Below are 21,142 nucleotides of genomic sequence, written 5' to 3'. Positions count from 1 at the left end.
TCAGCGTGGCGGCGGGCGCAGGGCTGCCAGGTCGGCGGGCAGCAACTCCGGGTGGTAGGTCGCCAGGGCCGCGCCGCCGAGCCACCAGCCGCGGTGGATCAGGGCCCGGCACAGGCCCGGGTCGAGGCGGTCGAAGACGGTCGGGACGAGAGCGAGGTGCCGGCCGTCGAAGGCGGGCTGTTCGGCGAAGGCCGCGCGCCAGCGGCGCAGCGCGTCCGGGCCGTCGGCCGGGAAGTCGGTGGAGAGCTGGACGAGGACTCCCCGGCGGGCACCGCGCGGCAGTTCGCCGTCCGGGCCCGCCGCCCTCGCCTCCTCGAAGCGGTCGACGACCGCCCGGGTGCGCAGCGTGGTGCTCTGCCGGTACAGCAGTGAGTTCGCCCGGGCCAGGTCGCGGACGACGGGGACGCGCCCGTACACACCGGGCCGCAGCAGTCCTCCGGCGTTGAGGACGCACAGGAAGGTGTGGCGGTAGCGGTCCCCGTCGATCGCCTCCAGGCCGGTGTTGTCATAGGTACCGCCATCGAGCAGCGCGGGCGCATGGGTGGCGCACGGGAAGGGGTTCCGGTCGAGGACGACGGGCGGGAAGGCGCCGGGCACCGCCGCGGAGGCCGACACGGCCCGGCTCAGCCGCAGCCGCGTGCCGGCCGTGGGAGCCAGGCCGATGGTGTAGTCGCCGTACACATCGCGTTCGAAGGTGAAGCGGGCACCGGTGGTCAGGTTGGCCGCGTTGACGATCCAGCGCACCTGCGGGTCCAGCCGCTCCAGTTCGGACTTCTCGAAGAACCACTCGTCCAGACGCCTGGCCAGCAGGTCCGTGCGGGTCGTGGGGCCGAGGGTCCGCCACAGGCCGCGCAGGAGGGCGCGCTTGAGGGAGCGGGAGGAGACACGGTCGACGACCGGTGCGATGACGAGTTCGTCCACGGCACTCGTGGTGAAGCCCTCCTGCCGCAGCGCGGGCCAGGCCGTGGCCAGGCAGCCGTTGGCGATCGAGCCGCCGGACACGGAGGAGGAGTAGCGCAGCCGGGACAACAGCCCGGTGTCGGCCAGCAGCCGGATGAAGCCCAGCGCGGAGAGGGTGGCGCGGAATCCCCCGCCGGACATCGCAAGCGCGACCGGGTGTGCCGTGGCGGGCGGTTCGGCCGGGCGGAGGGTGTCACCGCAGGGGCGGGCCGTGAGGCCGGTGCCGACGGCGGGCGAGTCGACCATCCATCCGGGAGGGGCGGCCGCCACGGTCTCGGCCGGGGGCGCGGGCGGGGCGGGGGCATGCCGGGCGGAGGTCATGGCCGGTCTCCGATCGTGACGACGAGCGCTTGCTCGGCCGGCTCCCGGACGTCCACGCCGAAGGCGCGGCCCTCGCTGAGCCGGGCCAGTTCCTCCTCGGCGAACGGGATGTGGTTGGTCAGATGGATGACGTACTCGTCGTCCGGTGCCCGGGACTCGACGAGCCAGCGCAGGGTGTCCTCGTTCGGATGGTGGTGGCGGATGCCGTCGGCGGAGACGACGTAGTGGTCGGCCCGTACCTGCTCGAAGAAGCCGGCTTCCACGTTGCGGTCGCTGCCGTGGTGCGGCAGTTTCAGCAGATCGACGTGGAGCGGTTCCGAGTCGTCGAGCAGGCCGAGATCGCGCAGCCCGGTCAGGACGTGGTCGCCGCGGGCGTCGCCGGTGAGCAGCGCGGTGCGGTCCTCGTGGCGCAGCAGCAGGACGATGCTGGAGAGGTTCGGCACCGACGAGTCGGAGTACGCCGCCGTGATGACGTCGGGGTCGCCGCGCTGTTTCGCCTTGCGCCAGCGTTCCTCCAGTTCCTCCAGCGCCGCTTCGTCGGGCGCGACGACCGTGACGTCCAGGTCGCCGAGGGTGGCCTCGGCACCCTCGGTGAGCGGCCCGCCGAACGGGGCGTTGCCGTCCAGGTGCAGCGCGCCGGCCGCGTTGCGGATGTCGCGGCCCTGCTGGTAGCTGGCGGCGACCGCCGCGTCGGTGGCGGCACGTTCGAGGAGCGGCTGGACGGACGCGCTCAGCCCCGGGGCGCGCTTGTCGACGAGTTCCTCCACGGAGTTGAACCACAGGGCGTCCACCGCGTACGGCAGGGCGTCCCCGTCCTGCTGGGCCTGCCTCATGTCGCGGAAGAGCCGTACGAGGCCGCCGGCGTGGTCGTCGTCGACGTGGGAGAGGCACACCACGTCGAGGTGCGGCGGGGCGTCGCCGCCCGGCGTCCCGAGCTGCTGGAGCCGGCCGCGGAGCGTGGCCCGGTAGACACCGACGGGACCGCCGTCGACGAGCATGACCCGCTCGTCGGGTGTGCCCCAGCGGACGAGGAAGCAGTCGCCGTGCCGGGCGTCGAGGAAATCGAAGGTATACATGTCAACCTGCCTGGCTGGTGGTTCGGCCCGTCACACGGACTGCACGGCGCGCAGCACGTCGACGAGCCCATGTCCCTGGAAGTGGCGTTCGCGGGCGAGGTCGGTCGCGGTGGCGCAGAGGATCTCCTTCACGCGTTCCGGGCGGCCGAGCAACTCCCGGTGGCGGGCGAGCAGCATGGCGGCGGCCCCGCTGACATGGGCCGCCGCCTGGCTGGTCCCGTGCATGGCGGAGATGCCCTCGCCGGGGATGGGTCCGTCGATGTCCTCCCCCGGCGCCACCAGGTCGGGCTTGAGCCGCCCGTCGCCGGTGGGGCCCCGGCTGGAGAAGTAGCTGACGCCGTGGCGGTGCGGGTTGCTGCGGTGGGTGGAGCCGACGGTGATCACGGAGTCCGCGTTGCCGGGGTCGGAGATGCTGATGTCCCGGTAGTCGGCGCCGAGAGTGTGCGCGGTGCCGCCGGTGAACCCCGCGTTGCCGGCCGCGGTGACGACCACGACACCCGACCGGGTCAGGCGGTCGCACTCGACGCACACGGGTGTCCACCCGGTGGAGTGGCTGGCGACGTCGTGCGGGACGGACAGGCTGATGTTGACCCCGGCGACGATGAACCGCCCGGCCTGCTCGTTGATGTGACGGATCGCCTGGAGCGCGGTGACGATGGAGAACTCGTCGCCGCCGCCCTCGTCGTCGAGGACCCGGAAGTCGTAGAGCCGGATGCGCGGGCAGATGCCTCGGAAGTCCAGCTCCGGCCACCAGCCGCCGATGATGCCGGCGATATGGGTGCCGTGCTGGTCGCCGGGCGGGGGCCGGGCGGGCTGCTGTCCCGGGGCCGGAGTGGTCTCGACGGACGGCAGGGCGGCCGCCCAGTTGACGAGGCCGCCCACGAGGACGTCGGCGGTGAGCTTTTCCCGTACACCGGTGAAGTCGAAGGAGCGGGCGATGCGCGTCTCCAGCGGCTGCGGCGTCGGGCCGGTGGTGTCCCAGTCGTGGAAGGCGGGGTGCCGCGCGTCGATGCCGCTGTCGACCACCGCCCATCCGATGGTGGCGGTGTCGACCGAGAAGACCTGCTCGGCCGCGTCGGCCTTGATCGTCCGGCGGGACCGTACGACCGCGCGGGTCGCCGGCCGGTTCGTCGTCACGGAGACGATCGGGTACTTCTGCCTCCGGTCGGCCACGCGCCCGACGGGGGTGTGCGGGCCGCGCACCGGGGTGGTGTCCACGACCACGTCGTTCAGCATGTCGACGAGTACGCCGGTCACCTCCTGTTCCCGGGTGTCGCTCCGGGCCAGGTCCGGCCGCGCGTTCTCCACGACGCGGTGCAGCAGCCGCAGGAACCAGGTGAGATGGCGGCCGCGCTCCTGCCGGCGCTCCATGCTGTCGTGGATCTCGCTGGTGGCCGGGGTCCTGACGTGTCCGGCGAGGGCCGCCTCGATGCCGTCCGCGCCGCCGCTCCCGGCGAGTTCGTGGGCGACCCGCACCGCGCCGGCGAGACTGGTCAGCGGCAGCAGGTCGCTGACGAGTTCCTTCAGGGTCAGCCGCGCCGCCACGAAGCTCCCGGCGGCGATCGGACGGCACTTCTCCATCAGCCCGCGGCTCTGGAACCGTTCCAGTACGCGCTCGACGCCGTACTCCTCGCGGATCGCGAGGATCAGGTCCTGCCGTCCCTCCGAGGACGGCCGCGGCGGCTGGGCGAACGCCAGCCACACATCGAACTGGACGGGGCAGTAGGTGGCCCAGAGGACAGGTACGGGTCCCTCCCCATAGAACACCGCTGCGAGATCGGCTCGGTCCATGTGGATTCCCGGGTGCGCTGTGCGTACGGCCCCGCGCGAGGCGGTGGGAGACGCCATGGCTGCCGGGGGCCTGTTCTCATTTTCCGCCCTGGTCATGGGCACTGCAACCGCTGGCCCGCAGGCTACGATCACCCTGCGCCTGTGGGACCTTCACACGGACGCGGCATCACCGTCGTGGCCCTCTTCGAGAGGTAACGCCCAGAACCCCCATGCCCAGAGCCGGCCTCACCCCCGACCGCCTCGTCTCGGCCGCAGCCGACCTCGCCGACGAGGCCGGCTTCGAGCGTGTCACGCTGTCCGCGCTGGCGCGGCGCTTCGGTGTGAAGGACGCCAGCCTGTACACCCACGTGCGGAACCTCAACGACCTCCGCACCCGCCTGGCCCTCTTCGCGGGCGGCGAGATGATCGACCGGATCGCGGCGGCGGTCGAGGGGCGGGAAGCCGGCCGGGACACCCTCGCCGCCTTCGCCGGTGCCTACCGGGCCTACGCCCTCGAGCACCCCGGCCGGTACGCGGCGACCCAGATCCCCGTCGACCAGGACCTTCTCGCCGACTCCCCCGCGATGCGCCGCACGGCCGACATCACCTACGGCATGCTCCGCGCCTACGGCCTGGAGGAACCCGACCTCACCGACGCCGTGCGCCTGCTGCGCAGCACCTTCCACGGCTACTGCGCCCTGGAGTCCAACGGCGCCTTCGGCGCGCCCCGTGACCTACAGGCGTCCTGGGACCGGGCCGTCGACGCCCTGCACGCCCTGCTTCTGACCTGGCCCCGCGAGGAGAGGACCCCCGATGCGTGACACCGCCGGCTCGATAGCCGAGCTCTACTCGCTCGGCACCGGCCCCTGGACGATGACGCCGGTCACCCGGGGCGCCCTGGGCCAGATCTGGAGACTCTCCGGGAACGGCTCCTCCTGGGCCGTGAAGGAGCTCCTCTTCGGCTGCGACGAAGCCCAAGTACGGCGTGAGGCCGCCTTAAGGGATTCCGCGGAACGCCTCGGCATCGCCTCGCCCCGGCTCCACGCCGACCGGCACGGCGCCTACGTCTCCCGCCTCGACTCCCCGGGCGGCGCCTCCTGGGTGAAGCTGTACGACTGGGTCGACGGCACCCGGGCGGACGCCTCCGACCCGGACGTGCTGGACTGGTTCGGCCGGACCATGGCGCTGCTGCACCAGGCCGGGGAGGGCGCCGTCGACACCCCGGGCGACTGGTACGAGCGGTGTCCCGACGACGCCGAGTGGGAGGACGTGCTCAAGAAGGTGCGGGACGCCGGCCGGCCCTGGTCGGACGAGCTCGGCGGCTTCATCGCCACGTCCGCTCCCGCGCTGGCCCACTGGGTCACCCCGTCCGCACCGCGCGGCCTCGTCACCTCGCACCTCGACCTCCAGCCGCAGAACGTCCTGGTCGGCCCGGAGGGGCCGGTCCTCCTCGACTGGGACAACGCGGGGCCGGTCTCGGCGGAACGGGAGTTCGCGCGCGCCGTCCATGTCTGGGCGGGCGGCAACGCGGTGGACATCGAATCGGCCCGGCGGCTGGCACGGGCCTACCGCGGTGCCGGGGGCCCGGCCGTCATCACCGGCCCGGAGTCGTTCTCGATGCTCTTCGCCACGGCCCTCAACTACGTCCATGTGCAGGCCGGGACGGCCGTCGATCCCGCTGTGACCGATGCGCAACGCGCGTTCGCGGGCGACCAGGCCCTCGCCTTCCTGCGCGGTGTGCCGGACCTGGCCGCCGTCGCCCTGCTGGTCGCCGCGCTCGACACCTAGCGGGCCGGGGGCAGGGCCACGTCGTCGTAGGACGGTGTCAGGCCCTTCGGCGGCCGTCCCGCCCGGATGTCCGCCACCGCCTCCAGCGCCGCGCCCAGCGCCCTCCGGTACAGCAGCGAGCCGAGGCTGATCCGGCGGACGCCGGCGTCGGCGAGGTGCGGGACGGTCGGGCCGCCGGGCGCGTAGAGGACGTTGAGGGGGACGTCCACGTGGCGCACCAGGGCGGCGATCCGCCGCAGGTCGGTGAGGCCGGGGACGAACACACCGTCCGCGCCCGCCTGTCGGTACGCGTCGAGGCGGGTGAGCGTGTCCCCGGTGTCACCGTCGCCGAGCCAGTGGGTGTCCGTGCGGGCGTTGACGAAGAGGGCGGGGGCCGCCTTCTTGACCGCGGCGATCTTCGCCGCGTGCCGGGCGACGGGCCCGAGGCCGTCCTCCAGGTTGATGCCGGCCGCTCCCACGGCGTACAGCTCGCGCGCGAACTCCGCCACCTCGTCCGGGTCGTCGCTGAAGCCGCCCTCCGCGTCGACCGACAGCTGGAACGGTTCGGATCCCAGGGCGAAGGCCAGCCGGAGCGTCTCCTCACGGGTCGCCGCCACGCCGTCGGGCAGTCCGGCGACGGCGGCGACGCCCAGGCTCGTCGTCGCGATCGCCCGGAAGCCCTGCCCGGCGAGGGCCCGGGCCGAGGCGTGGTCCCAGGCGTTGGGCAGGAGGAGGGGCTCCTCGTCGTGGTGGAGGTCGGCGAAGGCAGTCATGGGGCCACGCTAGGCGCGGGTCGCTTCGGCGCGGACCGAAGTACGGCCGCCCGGGTGCCATGGCAACCTTCCCCGCCCCCACGGCAACCACAGACCATGACACCAGCACAACCGGAAACACAGCCCCACCGCACCACACGCCACCGCCGTGTCCGCGCGGCCCGCAAGCCCGCGATCGGCGCGCTCGCGGCGGCCGGTCTGCTGGCCGGGGCGTGGTACGCGACCGCCGGGGCGGCGACGTCACCCGCCCTCGCGGTGACGAACACGGCCGTCGGTCTGCCGGCCAAGTTCCCCTATCTGTCGGCCGGTTACAACAACACCCGCGAGTGGACCCGCACGGCGACGGCGGCCGCCCCCGACGGCACGCTCCGGGTGGCCTGGCCCGCGGCGGACGGCATCCACGTCACCCCGCTGACCAGCGCCGGAAAGCGGGCGGGCGCGGACACCGTCGTCAAGGGCGCCGAGGAGGTCGGCGGCCTGGTCGCGCACAACGACGGCTTCGCGCTTCTGACCCGCGTCGCCGACAGCAACAAGTGGAAGGAGACGGCGGCCGCGCTGGTCCGCTACCAGAACGGCAAGCAGACCTTCCGCACGAAGCTCACGGGCACCGCGTCCAAGGACACGGCCCCGCTGCTGGACGGACAGCTCACCTGGAACGGCAGTAGGTACGGCGCGTACTTCGTCGTGCACGGCGCGGGCGGCGCGGCCGACGGTCACTTCGGCGACAAGCTGGCCTACGTCAGCGCCAAGGGCGCGAAGCTGAGCGGCGGCTGGAGCTGGGGATGCAGCCACAACGAGGGCATCGCGCTGCACGCCGAGAAGACCGGCGCGTTCACCTCCCTCTGCTTCGACGACTGGCGCTCGGGCCTGTTCGTGTCCACCGGCATCGGCGCCCCGGACAACGCACCGGTCGTGCAGCGCGAGCAGTGCTGGGCGGGCTACTGCGGCGGCACCTTCCCGGGCCGTACCGGCGATCTCGTCCGGTCGGCGACCGGCCGCTACGCCACCGCCTTCGCCTCCCGCGGTGCCGCCTCCGCGAAGAAGAACCCGGACGACGCGAGCGGCCGCGGCTGGACGGTCACCCCGAAGACGGGCACGCACCAGGTGGCGGTGGCGTTTCTGAAGGACCGCAACTCCGGCCCCGGCAAGGCGATCCGCCTGTCCGAGACGAAGGGTGTGGAGCACGTCAATGTCCACCTCGCCCCGTACGGCAAGGACCGGCTGCTGCTGTCCTGGGAGTCGGTCAAGAACGCCTCGTGCAAGGACGGCACCTGCACCGGGACGTTCGCGGGCACCCGGCTGCGCCTCATCGACTGGAACGGCAAGTTCCAGAGCGCTGCCAAGGTGGTCAAGGACAGGATCACCGGTGACATCGCGGTGTCCGCCGACGGAACGCTGACGTGGGCCTACGCCCCGGCCACACCCTCCTACGCGAAGCCGCTCAGCGGTGCGTCCCCGACGTCCACGACCCTGAGGATCGCGCGTCTCAAGCCGTGACGTCCACGCCCGACTCCGTCAGCCGGACCCGAGTCACACCGCCGTCGCTCCAGCGGACCTCCAGTGCTCCGGCATCGTCCGCGCGCACGGAGACCGACTCCGCCAGCGGGGCCGGGTCCGGCTCGGCGGTCAGCCGGGCCAGGGCGACGAACAGGGTGGCGTTCTCGCCCACCGCACCCGTCAGGGAGTCCGTGAGTCCGATCGCCGGTACGAGCTCGGCCCGCAGGCCCTCCCCGGCCGGCCAGCCGGTCACGCGGACCGGCGTCCCGGGCTCCGCGCCCGTCACCAGATGCGCCCGGACCTCCGCGGCCCCGCGCGCCAGCACAACACTCGTCACCCGCGCTCCCCCGCCCGCCGTGTGCCGGGAGGCCGCCCAGCCCTCTCCGACGCCCAGCGGTTCGATGCCGGTGCGGCTCGGGTCGTCGCCGACGATCACGCTGTTGTCGCCCGGAGAGGGTGAGGAGACCGGGGCTGTCACCGTCGAGTACGCCAGACGCGTGTAGTACGGGTCGTAGCGGACGTCCTCGCTGCCGTGGTTGTGGAGGCGGACCACGCCGTCCGAACGGGTCGACTGGAGCAGCCAGTTGGGAGGGCCGACGGGGGTGACGGCGTCCGCGCGCTCGGCCGGGCCGGGTTCCTCCGCCGCCGTCCACACCTCGTGGTCCGCGGGGAGAAGCAAGCCGAGGAAGCCCTTGCTCGCCCAGTACGGGGAGGCCGGCCCCGAGTAGCCCTGGAGGACGGAGGCGTCGGGGCCGTGCCAGCCCAGGGAGAGCAGGCCCTTGTCGTCCACCGCGCCCCGGTCGAGGAAGTACCGCAGCGCTCCCGAGGCAAGGCGCCGGGTCTCCCCCGGCGACAGGGGCGTACGGCCGGTCAGCGCGCCCAGCCACAACGGGGCCGTCGTCGCGAAGCGGTAGGTCAGGGAACGCCCCTGGCGCATCGGGGCGCCGTCCCCGCCGAACAGCCGGGCGTAGTCGGAGAGGTGGCGCGAGAGCCGGTCGCCGTACAGGTCCAGCAGGCGCTCGTCGCCCTCCAGCCAGGCGTGCAGCACCGGGTAGAGGTGCATCGCCCAGCCGTTGTAGTAGTCGAACTTGCGGCCGTCGCCGTCGGTGTACCAGCCGTCGCCCACGTACCACTGCTCGATGCGTTCCAGTCCGCGGTCGATCGCCGCGCGGGAGGCGTCCCGCTCATGGCCGACCTCGGCCAGGAAGCCGCCCACCGTGACGGGGAACAGCTCCCAGTTGCAGGGCCAGGCCTCGGCGGTGAGCGCGTCGCCGAGCCAGGCGGCCGTCCGCTGCCGTACTCCGTCGTCCAGCCGGTCCCACAGCAGCTCCCGTGTCAGGCGCAGGGCGAGCGCGATCGACGCCGCCTCCACCAGGGGCTGGCCGCGGTCCTCGATACGGGGCCAGACGCCCGAGACACCGGCGGCGAGGCCGGTGGCGTAGCGCTCCAGGGCCTTCTCGTCGCGGCGGAAGGCGGCCAGCAGCAGGGTGCGGGCGTAGCCCTCCAGGCCGTCGGAGAGGCGGCCCGACCAGCTGGTCCGCTCGCCGGGCAGGTGGTACAGCGCCCGGTCCTCGGTCGCGTAGGGCTCGACGGCGCTGAGCAGGGCGTCGGCCGCCGCCTCCCAGTGGGCGCGGGTGTAGCCGGTGAACGGAGACGTCGTGCCGTCGGCCGGAGGCAGGTGCATCGGTTCTCTTTCGTGCGCGGTTCGTGTTCGTGCGCGGTTCGTGCTCAGACGCTGGATCGGCCGGAACAGGTCGGACCTGGAGCGCCCCGGTTCCGGTCGGGGCGCCCCAGGGGCTCTATCCCACCCGCACCTTGCCCTTCGGCACCAGATGCCGGGTGACGAGTTCGTCGCGGACCAGGCCCGCGTAGGCCGTGGCACCGCGCACGGAGGTGTGCGTGTTGTCCCGCGCCTCGTTGTAGAGGTACAGCGCCTTCGAGCCCTCCACGCCCAGGGACTCCACGAGCGCCTTCGTCTTCGCGGTGAGGTCGATCAGCGGGACGTTCCGCGCGGCGGCGACGGAGCGGGTGACCGCGGGGTGGTCGACACCGAGGCCGTTGACCAGGAGCGCGGTTCCGTTGTTGAGCGTGCCGTCCGGGTTGAACCAGCGTCGCACGATGGGGGTGACAAGGACCGGCTGTCCGCCCCGCGCCCGGACGCCTTCCACCAGGGTCTCCAGGTTGGCCCGGTAGGTGGCCTCGTCCGTGGTCTTGTCGTTGTGGGCGAGCTGGACCAGGACCAGATCGCCGGGGCGGATCAGGGGCCGTACGGTGGCCCACAGCTTCGGGTTCCCCAGATAGGAGACCGTACTCTCCCCGGAATCGGCGTAGTTGGCGACGGACACGCCCTCGCGGAGGTACTGGGGCAGCTGCTGGCCCCAGCCGGAGTACGGGTCGCCTGGCTGGTCGCAGACGGTGGAGTCGCCGACGAGGAAGATCTGGCGGGTGTGCCGGGCCGGGGTGACCCTGATGTCGGCGAGGGCGGGGGCGGAACCGCCGATCCGCAGGTCGAGGCCGGGGGTGCCCTCGGGGCCGGTGGGCTCGCCCTCGGGCGTGCGGACGTTCACGGTGAAGCTGCGGGTGACGCGCTTGCCCGCCGGTGCGGCCGTCTCGGGGAGCAGGGCGCGGCGCGTTTCACCGCTGATGCTCGTGCTGGTCGCGGACTCTCCGCCGAGGGCGACCCGTACGTCGTACGTGCCGGGCGGTACGTCGAAGTGGCAGGTGCCGGCGGCGCACTGCGCCAGGCCCGGGGACGGGCGGCCGGAGTGCGCCTGCGCCGGTACGGACGGCAACGCGCTCCCCAGGGCCACCGCCGCCACTACGGCGATGCTGAAACGTCTCACTCGGTGCTCCTCCCAGCGGACGACAAGACCTGGAGGTGGACCGTACCGCTCCGGACAAGCGCTTTCTAGACCTCGAACAGCATTCACGAGATGGACAGCTTCACATGACCGAAAGCCCTTTCGCGAAATCGATTCAACTGTCACCCTCACTCCCACCCGAACTCCCCCCACCTCCCGAGGAGGCCCCCCATGTCCGGATCCGCGAACAGACCGGTCGGCCGCCGCGCCTTCGTCCTCGCCGCCACCGCCGCCGCGGGCACGGCCCTCACCGGCACTGCACACGCCGCCGCCTTCGGCTACAGCGACGACGGCTCGAACTACGTCGTCGACACCGGCGCCCAACTGGTCTTCAAGGTCAGCAAGTCGACCGGCGACCTGACCTCGCTGGTCTACCGGGGCACGGAGTACCAGGGCTACGGCGGCATGAACTCGCACATCGAGTCCGGGCTCGGCGCCTCCGCCGTCGGCATCAGGCAGTCCGGTTCGACGATCCTGATCTCCGTCACGCACGGCACGCTGAAGCACTACTACGCGGCCCGCAGCGGCGAGAACAACGTCTATCTGTGGACCAACAAGGCCGACACGTCCGTCTCCGCGACCCGGTACATCGTGCGCGTGAAGAAGGGCGCGTTCCTCAACGACGAGCCCGACTCGTACACCTACGCGCCGACCACCATCGAGGCCTCGGACGTGTTCAGGAAGTCCGACGGGCAGACCCGCTCGAAGCACTACTCCAAGCGGCGCGTCATGGACTACGACTACCTCGGCTGGTCCGCCGGCGGGGTCGGCCTGTGGATCGTGCGCAGCAACCACGAGAAGGCCTCCGGCGGCCCCTTCTACCGCTCCCTGCTGCGCCACCAGAGCGCGGACGGCGGCGGCCTCTACGAGATCCTGTACTACGGCCAGAACCAGACCGAGGCCCAGCGCTTCGGCCTCCAGGGCCCGTACGTCATCGCCTTCACGGACGGCGGGGCTCCCTCCTCGGCGCTGTTCCCGGGCACGCTGACCACCCCGTGGGCCGACTCGCTCGGCATCTCCGGGTACGTGCCGGCGAGCGGCCGGGGCAAGGTGGCGGGCGTCGGGATCTCCGGCCGGAACACGGCCTACCCGTACACCGTCGGGCTGGCCGACGCGGCGGCGCAGTACTGGGGTTCGGCGCGTTCCTCGGACGGCTACTTCTCCATCGCGGGCGTGCTGCCGGGGACGTACACGCTGACCGTCTTCAAGGGCGAGCTGGCGGTGTACACGACCTCGGTGAGCGTGTCGGCGGGCGGGACGACCACCCTGAACACGATCGCCCTGCCGTCCTCCAACGACCCCGCCAACGCGAGCGCGATCTGGCGGATCGGCGACTGGAACGGCACGCCGGGCGGCTTCAAGAACGCGGACCTGATGACGTACGCGCATCCGTCGGACGCGAGGGCCGCGTCCTGGACCGGGAACGTGGTGATCGGCAGCGGCGGGGAGACGGCGGCCTTCCCCTGCTACCTCTGGAAGGACGTCAACAGCGGCATCCTCGTGTACTTCAAGCTGACCGCCGCGCAGGCCGCCGCCGCGCACACCCTGCGCATCGGCGTGACGACGGCGTACGCGAACGGCCGGCCCCAGGTCACCGTCAACGACAGCTGGACCTCGGCGGCCCCCTCGCCGCCCACCCAGCCGAACACCCGGTCGCTGACCAACGGTTCGTACCGCGGCAACAACCACACGTTCACGTACAGCGTCCCGGCGTCCGCCTGGAAGACGGACACGAGTCAGTACAACGTGCTCAGGATCGACGTGGTGAGCGGGTCGGGGGCGGCCGGCTTCCTCAGCGCGGGGACGGCGATCGACGCGATCGATCTGCTGGCCTAGACACTCTGAGGCTTGTCATGTCCCGCGCGTCCACTGCTGGTTGGTTCCTCCGTTGCACGTGTACGTGATGAGGGCGGCGGAGTCGGCGGTGGACGCGCCGTTCACGTCCAGGCATTCACCGGTGGCCCGAGACTTGACGTTCACATACGAGCCGGTGGTGGTCAGCGACCACTGCTGGCTCGTCGCGGAGGAGCAGTTCTCCTGTGTGACCGTGCTCGCGTTCTCCTGCACGCACAGGGAGCTGTTCCTGACCAGCAACTGGTAGTAACCGCTTCCGACGGCCTTGAACCAGTACCTCTGGTTGGTGCCGCCGTTGCAGTCGTACTGCTTGAGCTGGGCACCGGCCCAGAGCGACTGGCTCGTCACGTCCGCGCACTTGGAGGAGTGGCGGGCGATGAGGGTGTTGTACGTGGCGCTGGTGCCCGAGACGGTTCCGGCGGCCGTGTCGACGGTGACCTCCGGCGACCAGGACATGGACATCGTGGTCGCGTTGGAGAAGGTCAGGGGCAGCCACACGTAGCGCGAGTCGTTGACGGTCCCGCCGAAGGAGTTGCCCCAGCGGTCGCCCAGGTAGAGGTACGAGGTGCCCGAGGTGCCCTGCACGGGCAGGACGAACGCGGTCTGCGAGCCGAAGGTCGTCGAGTCGCCGGCGTTCTTCATGGCGGACCAGGGTCCGGCGATGCTGGTGGCCGTGGCGTACTGCTGCTGGTTGGGGTTCCAGCCCGTGGCGCCCGAGGTCAGCATGAAGTACACGCCGTTCCGCTTGAACAGGGCCGGGGCCTCGCGGTGGCCGCCGGGCCAGGGGTTGGCGACCAGGCTCGCTATACCGGTGTAGTCAGCGGTGAGGCGGTAGATCTGGAGGTCGTAGTTCTCCCGCGCGGCGGAGACCATGTACCCGGCGCCGTCGGTGTCGACGAAGACCGTGATGTCCCGGGACATGTGCTGGCCGAGCGGCCGGAAGCTGCCCTTCCAGGTGTAGTTCCCGTCGACGGTGTCGGAGACGGCGACGGCCGCGCGGGCCTCGCTGTAGTCGGTGCCGTTCTCCTTGTGCATCCACATCACGAACTTGCCGGTGGACGCGTTGTACATGACCTTGGGCCGCTCGATGTTGGCGGTCGCCAACTCGGGGTCACTGGCCTCGGTCAGGACGTGGTTGCGGAACTCCCAGTTCTTCAGGTCGGTCGAGCGGTAGGCGTCGACGTACCGGAAGGTGTTGTCGGCGTTGCGGTGCTCGCCGAACCAGTAGTAGTAGGAGCCGACCTTGAGGACTCCGCCCCCGTGCGCGTGGACGGGGTTGCCGGAGGTGTCCGTGAACTGGGTGCCGTTGGTGATGGTCTGGGGCGCGGCCTGGGCGGGCCCGGCGGTGGCGAGGGCGCCGAACATCCCCAGGCACAGGGCGAGGACGATGGCGTAGGCACGTCTCATCTCACTCACCCGCCGTGGCCGTGTCGGCGACCGGGATGCCGAAGTCCGGGGTGCCGTCCGCCTTCCAGCCGAGCTTCTGGACGCGGGTGTGGCGGTTGGGGTCGTTCAGCGGGTCGCCGTTGATCTCCTTGTACTGGCGGGCGTGGTAGACGAGGACGTCGGTGCGGCCGTCCTCGGCGACCGTGAAGCAGTTGTGGCCGGGGCCGTACTGCTTGGTGGTGTCGTTGCTGGTGAAGACCGGGGTCGGCGACTTGGACCAGCTGATGGGGTCCAGGAGGTGGCTGTCGGCGTCGGCCGTCAGCAGGCCCACGCAGTAGTTGAAGTCGGTGGCGCTGGCCGAGTACGTCATGAAGAGGCGGCCGTTGCGCTTCAGCACGTAGGGACCTTCGTTGACCTTGAAGCCGATGCGCTCCCAGTCGTACTCCGGGGTGGAGAGCCGCACCTGCGGGCCCTTCAGGGTCCAGGGGTTCGCCATCTCGGAGAGGAAGATGCCGGTGTTGTTGTCCATACCGGGCTCGTGCTGCGCCCAGGCGAGGTAGCGCTTGCCCCGGTGGGTGAAGGTGGTGGCGTCCAGGGAGAAGGTCTCCCAGGCCGTCTTCACCTGACCCTTCTCCACCCAGGTGCCCTTGAAGGGGTTGGGGTGGGAGTTCTCCAGCACCCAGATGCGGATCGCCCAGACGTCCTCGGCGGGCGCGGAGGCGAAGTAGATGTACCACTTGCCGCCGATGCGGTGCAGTTCGGGCGCCCAGATGTGCGCGCCCATGTTCCCGGTCGGGTGGGCGCGCCAGATGACCGACTCGGCGGCCGTGCCGAGTCCGTTCAGGGTGCGGGAGCGGCGCAGGATGATGCGGTCGTACTCGGGGGCGGTGGCGGTGAAGTAGTAGAAGCCGTCCTTGTGCCGGTGGATGTGCGGATCGGCCCGGTTGCGGACGAGCGGGTTCACGAAGGGGGCCGGCTTGGGGTGCCCGGCCGGGGTGGCGGCCTGTGCCACGCCGGGAACGGCGGGAACGGCGGCCAGGGCGCCGGCGGCTGCGGCACCCTTCAGCAGCAGTCTGCGGCTGGGGGATTCGGGCAGAGCGTGGTCGCGGTCGCGGCTCATGCGGGGGGCTGCCTCTCACTGGGGACACACGGCGTTGTCCGATGCGTCGTCCGACCTACCGATCGTCTGATATTTCGAACACCATCTGTCATTACGAACGCCGAAAAGGTAAGGGTGTGCCACGAGGAGGTCAACGGGTCTGACGGGACGAAGACGGGACGGCAGTCGCCGAATTTCTGTTATCGGCCGCTCTCCCCCACGTCTCCGTTCACGTGCGCAGCCTCACCCACACCACAGCAGCGGCCGCCGGCGTCCTCGCGGCGGTCGTTTCCCTGGTCGTCGCTCCCCCGGCCGCGGCCGCCGGTCCCCGGGACGTCACGGGCGCCGTGCTCGGCGGCCGGGACGTGACGCTCACCGGCGACACGGTGGTCACCGTGCCGCCCGGGACGACGACGTACGACGGCGTGTTCCGGGGTGAGGGCACTCTCACCGTGCGCGGCAGCGGGACGCTGGTCCTCACCAGGGACAGCGACTTCACGCTGCCCCGCTCCCGGCAGCGGCAGACCGTGCGGACGCTCGGCGGCAACCATCCGTATGTGACCGTGGCCCGCCCCGACCCGCCCGCGATCACCGTGGAGCGCGGGGCGACCCTTCAGTACGGCGACGGCGGCACGACCGGGCTCGTCGGCCATTTCCCGTACGGCACCCCGGCGTTCCGGCTCAACCAGGACAACATCCGGGTCGACGGCACCCTGCGGCTCGCCCTGAAGAGCGCCTACAACCTGGGCACCATCAGCGGCTCCGGGCTGATCACCCAGCCGCGTTTCCTCTGGGGCACCTGGGACCTGTCGGGGACCCACTCCTTCTCCGGGGTGATCGACAACGGCACACAGGCGAACGCCGGCCGGCCGGAGTACGCGACCTCGCTGCCCCGCGTGCGCAAGATCCTCAACCAGGGCACCTGGACGGTCGACACCCCGCTGGGGCAGACCGTCACCATGGGCATGGACTTCTACCAGCGCGAGTACGGCAGCGACATCAACGTCCAGTCGCGGCCGGGCAGCGAGGTCGTCCTGGCCGGGCAGTACAGCTGGTCGGACCAGGGCGGCGACACCGACCCCTCGCTCAGCGACCCCGCCCTGAACTGGACGCCCGCCCGCAAGAACGTCAACAAGCGCGGCACCAACATCAAGGGCGCGAACGTCCGGTGGGGCGACGGCACCACGAACAAGATCTTCATGCCGGGCACCGCGGAAACCGTGTACATCAACCTCCTCGCGGCCCGGGAGCGTTCGAAGCTCACCTTCGACTACAACGGCCCGGTGACGCTCGGCGCCCCCATCGGCGGCGGCCGCTTCCACGACACGCTCTCCGCCCCCGGCGCCGGCGACATCGTCATCGCCGGAACCCCCGGCAACGACGTCACCTTCGCGGCCGTCCAGTACTACGACGGCTCCACGACGGTCGAGAAGGGCGCGGTCCTGCGCCTGGGCAGCGGCAAACGGGGCGGCGACGGCGGCCTGTACACGCAAGGGGCCCTCTCCAAAGTCGTCAACAACGGCTCGCTCGTCCTGCGCAACACGGCCAAGCCCCTCGCCCTGTCCCGCATCGGCGGCAGCGGCTCGCTCACGCAGTCGGGCGCGGCCACGACGACGCTGACGGGCGGCGCGGTGACGTACACCGGGACGACCACGGTCTCCAGGGGCACGCTGACCCTTCGCCGGGGCGCCACGCTCGCACGCAGCAAGGCGATCCGGCTCACCTCGGCCGGAGCCCGGCTGGACACCGGCCGGACGGGCCTGCATCTGTCGACCGCCCTCACCGGCAAGGGCACGGTCACAGGGGCGGTCACCAACGAAGGCACCGTCAGCACCGGTCTCACCGTCGACGGCCCCTACACGCAGAGCGCGAAAGGCTCCCTGCTCCTGCGGGACAAGCCGCTGAAGGTGACGGGCGCGGTACGGCTGTCCGGAGAGCTCGACGCGTCCGCCGCCGGGAGCCGGCCCGCCCGAGTGATCCCCGTGCTCGACAACCGGGGCCGCTCCCAGCCCTCGGGAACCTTCACCGGCCTGAAGGAGGGCGCCCGCCTGAAACTGGCCGGCACCGCCTACCGCATCAGCTACCGCGCCGGTGACGGCAACGACGTCGCCCTGACAGCGGTCAGCGCCGCCCCGAGCCCGTCTCCCACCGCGCCCGGCCCGCCCGCATCCGACGTGACGCCGCGCAGCGCCGGAGCGTCGGAGAACGTCGGCTTCGGCTGGTGGCCCTACGCGCTCGGCCTGGCCCTCGTCGTCAGCCTCGCCGTGCCGATGGCCACGCGACGCGGGCGGGGCCGGCGGCGCGGCGGCCGGCACACGGGCCGTGCGCGGCAGTGAGGTTCACACCTCGGACTCGCCCCACAGCGTGACGGCCGCCTCGTCTCCGACGGAGACCTTGCCGGGCCGGAGCACCGCGTACTTCGTGCCGAAGGCGATGCCGCCCTGGGACGCGCGCCGGTAGGCGGCGAGGGTGCGCAGGGGTTCCGGGCCCGCCCTGGTTCCGGAGTGCTGGTCGACCAGGGTGACCGCGCAGCGGATGGCGAGCTTCGCATAGCCCAAGTCGGTGTCGCCGATGCGGATGCGGTGGGCGCGGTCCTCGGTGTGGGGGTCGTCCCAGCCGTCGAGCACGAGGTTGGGGCGGAAGCGGTCCATGGGCAGCGGGCGTGCACCGCGCTCGGTCAGTTTCCGGTTGAGCAGGTCGAGGGTGGAGCGGGAGATGACGTGCAGGGCGCAGCTGTCGGCGTATCCCGAGGTGCCCGGTGTCATGCCGTCGGTCACCCGGTCGTGCTCCGGCGGTACGCGCACGAGCCGGCTCCGGGCGCCGAGCACGTCCGAGAGCCAGGCGGCTGCCGCGTCGCCCTGGTCGATGCCCTGGTAGGGGGTGCCGAACAGGTCGACCATCTGCCGGGTGCCGGAGGTGTCCACCCGGAGGTTCAGGGCCTCGGTGCGTGGTGCCGTGAGTGCGAGGTGTTCGCCGTCGGGGGTGATGGCGGGGCGGACGAGGGCCAGCCGGGGGTCCCGCCGCTGCGTCCGGTACACGCCCTCCTCGCTGACGACCATGAAGCTGCGGTCGTGTGCCAGTCCGGCCTGGGTCAGCAGCGCCTCCTGGACCGATGTCCCGGCGCACCCCTTGAGGGGGTAGTACGTCAACTCGACCACGCGGGCCATGCCATTCCCTTCTCCCGGCGTCACGAGTGTCTGCCGTCAGCGTCCGCTGGGCGCCTCGGGAAACCCGAGTCGCGGAGCCAGCAGCCGTGCCTCGGCCGCCCACTCGGCGAGGAAGGCGAGGGTCAGACCGCGTTCGCGGTAGCGGAGTGCGGCGGGGACGGTGCCCGCGCCGCCGTACCCGACCTGCTCGTCGTCGGCCCGGGCCAGCATCAGCGCGGTGAGCCAGTCGTACTTCACCGCGGAGGCGCACACGCCGAGCCGTACGAGTCGTTCGTCGCCGTGCCAGCCGCCCTCGCGCAGGCCGTGCACATAGGCGTCGTAGGCCGCCTTGGCCAGGCCGGGGAGGTCGGCGGCGGGGACGAACAGGTCGAAGACGGAGTCGGGGAGGTAGTTGCCGAGATCCTCGCCGAGCGCGCCGTCGCCGACGAACGCCCAGTCGACCAGGACGCTGTCGCGGCCGTCGGAGCGGACGTTGGCCGGCCACTGGTCGAGGTGGGAGAAGGTGCGGGGCAGGGACTCCATGACCGTGAGGAACCACTCGCGGTCATGGTGGAGGCGGACCATGTCCGCGCGCAGGCCCGCGGGGAAGTGCTCCCGGACCAGGGGGTGCCGCCATGCCTCGTCGTCGTCGAGCAGGTCCTGGCCCGTCGTCTTGCCGGCCGTGTAGTCGCGCAGGAAGCGCTGGGACAGCCACGGCTGGTCCTCCCCCGCTCCCACCGCGCCCTGCGCGATGCCGAGCCGGTGGGCGTGCTCGATGTGCCGGGCGAGCGGCCAGGCCGTCGCGGGTGCGCCGGGTACGTCCTCCAGCCACAGCGCCACATCGCCGTCGGGGCGTTCGACGCAGGCCAGCAGCCGGGGCGCGCGGATGCCGTGCCGCCGCCAGACCTGGGCGAGCCCGGACCCGTAGACGTACGCCTCGCGGCGCCAGAAGTTCCAGTGCCGGGGGTCGTTGGAGGCGGACCAGGCGACGCTGGTCTCCTTCGTCCGCGTCAGTACCTTCAGAACGGCCGAGCGGTCGCCGCCCGTGACCCGCCACACTCCGGCCGTGACGCCGTTGTGCGGGTTGTGCGTGAGCGGCTCGAACACCGCCCTCCCGGCCGGGACTCCCAGGACCTCACGAACTTCGGCATCAGCGACAGCGACCTCGGGCATCCCCCGATGCTATGCCGAGGCCTCCGCCGTGTCCTTGCGTCCCCGCAGCCACACGTACACGGGAATCCCGGCGAACAGGAACAGCACGCCCTGGTAGACGGCCGCGTATCCGGCCCCGGCGATCAGCCAGAAGGCGAAGCCGAAGGAGAGGACGGCGACGACCAGGTCACGGGCGAGTCCCGCGGGGCGGACGCGTTCCCGGGTGCCGCGGGCCAGCCAGTACAGCTGGGCCGCCGCCGACAGCAGATACGGCACGCAGCCGGTGAACGTGGTGATCAGGACGAGGACGCGGAAGGTGGTGTCCGGGCCGGCCGTGTAGTTCAGGGCGATGAGGAGCGAGCCGAGGACCGCGCAGGCCCACACGCCGAAGCCGGGGACGCCGCCCTTGCCCAGCCGCGCGAACGGCGCCGGGAAGAGACCGTCGCGAGCGGCGGCGTACGGCATCTGCGCGGCCATGAGGATCCAGCCGTTGAGGCAGCCGGTGATCGAGGCGACGGCGACCAGGGCGATGGCGGTGCCGCCCCAGGAGCTGCCGGTGACGACGTTGACGGCGTCGGCGAACGGGGCGCCGGAGTCGACGAGCCGGTCGTGCGGGACCAGTCCGAAGACGGCGACCGTGCCGAGGATGTAGACCAGGGCCGAGGCCAGAGTGCCGAGGACGCTCGCCCGGCCGACCGTGCGCTCCGGGTCGCGGACCTCGCCCGCGCTGACGGCGGCCGACTCGACCCCGAGGAAGCTGTACAGCAGCAGCGCGGCGGAGGCGGCCAGCGCGCCCGAGACGCTCTGGCCGGAGGCGTTGAACGGGCCGAAGTTGTCCGCGTCGACGAAGAACAGGCCGATCGTGGCGAGCAGGAGCAGCGGTACGAACTTCAGGATCGTCGAGACGACCTGCACCGTGCCGACCCACCGGGTGCCCGCGAAGTTCGCCGCGGCGGGCAGCCACAGGGCGGCCATGGCGACGGCGGCCTGCAGGGCGTGGTTGCCGTGCAGGGGTATCAGGACGTCGACGTAGCCGACGACCGCGACGGCCAGGGCGGCGATGCTGACCCAGCACATCGTCCAGTAGGACCAGGCCGAGAGGAACCCGGCGAACTCGCCGAACGCGTCACGCGGGTAGACGTAGAGACCGCCGGTCACCGGGCTGCGCCGGGCCAGCTTGCCGAAGAGCAACGCGAGCGCCACGGCGCCCACCGAGAGCACGACGAACGCGAGCAGGCTGATCGTGCCGTAGGGGGCGACGGTGGCGGGCAGGGCGAAGATGCCGCCGCCGATGATGTTGCCCATGACGAGGGCCGTGGCGGCGGCGAGGCCGAAGGTGCGGCGGGGAGCGGGGGCCGCCGCGGTCGCCGGTTCGGCCGACTCGGCGGGCTCGGCGGCCTCGGTGGGGCTGGGGACGGTCATGAGCGATCCTGTACAAGCGGAGGGGGAGGGTCCTGATCGTAACCGCCATCCCACATGG

Annotated in this window: 16 protein-coding genes; 5 read left to right on the top strand and 11 right to left on the bottom strand. The window is 71.9% G+C overall.

All coding sequences use genetic code 11. The annotated features are described in order from the left end of the window. Genes ACFT32_RS32360 through ACFT32_RS32350 form a run of 3 tightly spaced genes read right to left on the bottom strand, consistent with a single transcriptional unit; the run spans nt 1 to nt 4,148 of the window. Nucleotides 1–1,281, bottom strand: a complete 1,281-nt coding sequence (locus ACFT32_RS32360; RefSeq protein WP_382496377.1) for a patatin-like phospholipase family protein — start codon at nt 1,279–1,281, stop codon at nt 1–3. Beyond that, complete coding sequence (locus tag ACFT32_RS32355) at nt 1,278–2,357, bottom strand: ComEC/Rec2 family competence protein (protein ID WP_382496375.1); 1,080 nt, start codon at nt 2,355–2,357, stop codon at nt 1,278–1,280. The genes ACFT32_RS32360 and ACFT32_RS32355 overlap by 4 nt, the downstream gene beginning before the upstream one ends. Nucleotides 2,358–2,387: 30 nt before the next feature. After that, nucleotides 2,388–4,148, bottom strand: coding sequence for a S8 family serine peptidase (locus tag ACFT32_RS32350; RefSeq protein ID WP_382496374.1), 1,761 nt, complete (start codon nt 4,146–4,148; stop codon nt 2,388–2,390). A 209-nt stretch (nt 4,149–4,357) separates the two neighbouring features. Here ACFT32_RS32350 and ACFT32_RS32345 point away from each other — a divergent pair, with 209 nt between their 5' ends. Beyond that, on the top strand, nt 4,358–4,948 hold the full coding sequence (locus tag ACFT32_RS32345; RefSeq protein ID WP_382496372.1) for a TetR/AcrR family transcriptional regulator: 591 nt from the start codon (nt 4,358–4,360) through the stop codon (nt 4,946–4,948). Beyond that, nucleotides 4,941–5,915, top strand: a complete 975-nt coding sequence (locus ACFT32_RS32340; RefSeq protein ID WP_382496371.1) for a phosphotransferase enzyme family protein — start codon at nt 4,941–4,943, stop codon at nt 5,913–5,915. Before ACFT32_RS32345 ends, ACFT32_RS32340 begins: the two co-directional genes overlap by 8 nt. Here the strand turns inward: ACFT32_RS32340 and ACFT32_RS32335 are convergent. Beyond that, on the bottom strand, nt 5,912–6,667 hold the full coding sequence (locus ACFT32_RS32335) for an isocitrate lyase/phosphoenolpyruvate mutase family protein (RefSeq protein WP_382496369.1): 756 nt from the start codon (nt 6,665–6,667) through the stop codon (nt 5,912–5,914). The genes ACFT32_RS32340 and ACFT32_RS32335 overlap by 4 nt on opposite strands. Nucleotides 6,668–6,763: 96 nt before the next feature. On the opposite strand from ACFT32_RS32335, the gene ACFT32_RS32330 reads away from it, so the two are divergent. Next, nucleotides 6,764–8,164, top strand: coding sequence for a hypothetical protein (locus tag ACFT32_RS32330; RefSeq protein WP_382496367.1), 1,401 nt, complete (start codon nt 6,764–6,766; stop codon nt 8,162–8,164). Here ACFT32_RS32330 and ACFT32_RS32325 read toward each other — a convergent pair. Both ACFT32_RS32325 and ACFT32_RS32320 read right to left on the bottom strand, forming a co-directional pair. Beyond that, a complete protein-coding gene (locus ACFT32_RS32325) occupies nt 8,154–9,848 on the bottom strand; it encodes a DUF2264 domain-containing protein (protein ID WP_382496365.1) in 1,695 nt (564 codons plus the stop codon). The genes ACFT32_RS32330 and ACFT32_RS32325 overlap by 11 nt on opposite strands. A gap of 115 nt (nt 9,849–9,963) precedes the next feature. Then, a complete protein-coding gene (locus ACFT32_RS32320) occupies nt 9,964–11,007 on the bottom strand; it encodes a rhamnogalacturonan acetylesterase (protein ID WP_382496364.1) in 1,044 nt (347 codons plus the stop codon). Nucleotides 11,008–11,196: 189 nt separating this feature from the next. Between ACFT32_RS32320 and ACFT32_RS32315 the strand changes: the two genes are divergently transcribed. After that, nucleotides 11,197–12,861: a rhamnogalacturonan lyase B N-terminal domain-containing protein gene (locus ACFT32_RS32315; RefSeq protein WP_382496362.1), complete on the top strand. Its 1,665-nt coding sequence runs from the start codon at nt 11,197–11,199 to the stop codon at nt 12,859–12,861. 15 nt (nt 12,862–12,876) lie between these two features. On the opposite strand, the gene ACFT32_RS32310 is transcribed toward ACFT32_RS32315, so the two are convergent. Beyond that, a complete protein-coding gene (locus tag ACFT32_RS32310; RefSeq protein ID WP_382496360.1) occupies nt 12,877–14,286 on the bottom strand; it encodes a family 43 glycosylhydrolase in 1,410 nt (469 codons plus the stop codon). Nucleotide 14,287: 1 nt separating this feature from the next. Continuing rightward, nucleotides 14,288–15,385 carry a family 43 glycosylhydrolase gene (locus ACFT32_RS32305; RefSeq protein WP_382496358.1) on the bottom strand — a complete coding sequence of 366 codons (1,098 nt, stop codon included), beginning with the start codon at nt 15,383–15,385 and terminating at the stop codon, nt 14,288–14,290. 212 nt (nt 15,386–15,597) lie between these two features. Here ACFT32_RS32305 and ACFT32_RS32300 point away from each other — a divergent pair, with 212 nt between their 5' ends. Continuing rightward, nucleotides 15,598–17,700 carry an autotransporter gene (locus ACFT32_RS32300; protein WP_382496356.1) on the top strand — a complete coding sequence of 701 codons (2,103 nt, stop codon included), beginning with the start codon at nt 15,598–15,600 and terminating at the stop codon, nt 17,698–17,700. Nucleotides 17,701–17,703: 3 nt separating this feature from the next. Here the strand turns inward: ACFT32_RS32300 and ACFT32_RS32295 are convergent, their stop codons facing one another. From ACFT32_RS32295 to ACFT32_RS32285, 3 genes are read right to left on the bottom strand one after another with little or no spacing between them, the layout of a single operon-like run. Further along, a complete protein-coding gene (locus ACFT32_RS32295) occupies nt 17,704–18,531 on the bottom strand; it encodes an MOSC domain-containing protein (RefSeq protein ID WP_382496354.1) in 828 nt (275 codons plus the stop codon). Between the two features lie 36 nt (nt 18,532–18,567). Next, entirely contained in the window at nt 18,568–19,683 is a 1,116-nt protein-coding gene (locus tag ACFT32_RS32290) for an aminoglycoside phosphotransferase (protein WP_382496352.1), read from the bottom strand. Nucleotides 19,684–19,692: 9 nt separating this feature from the next. Further along, on the bottom strand, nt 19,693–21,084 hold the full coding sequence (locus ACFT32_RS32285; protein ID WP_382496350.1) for an amino acid permease: 1,392 nt from the start codon (nt 21,082–21,084) through the stop codon (nt 19,693–19,695). Nucleotides 21,085–21,142: the final 58 nt, after the last annotated feature.

Source organism: Streptomyces sp. NPDC057002, from assembly GCF_042673825.1.
Lineage (GTDB): Bacteria > Actinomycetota > Actinomycetes > Streptomycetales > Streptomycetaceae > Streptomyces.
The sequence above is the reverse complement of the archived record's forward strand: the minus strand, read 5'-3'. Positions and strand labels throughout refer to the sequence as shown.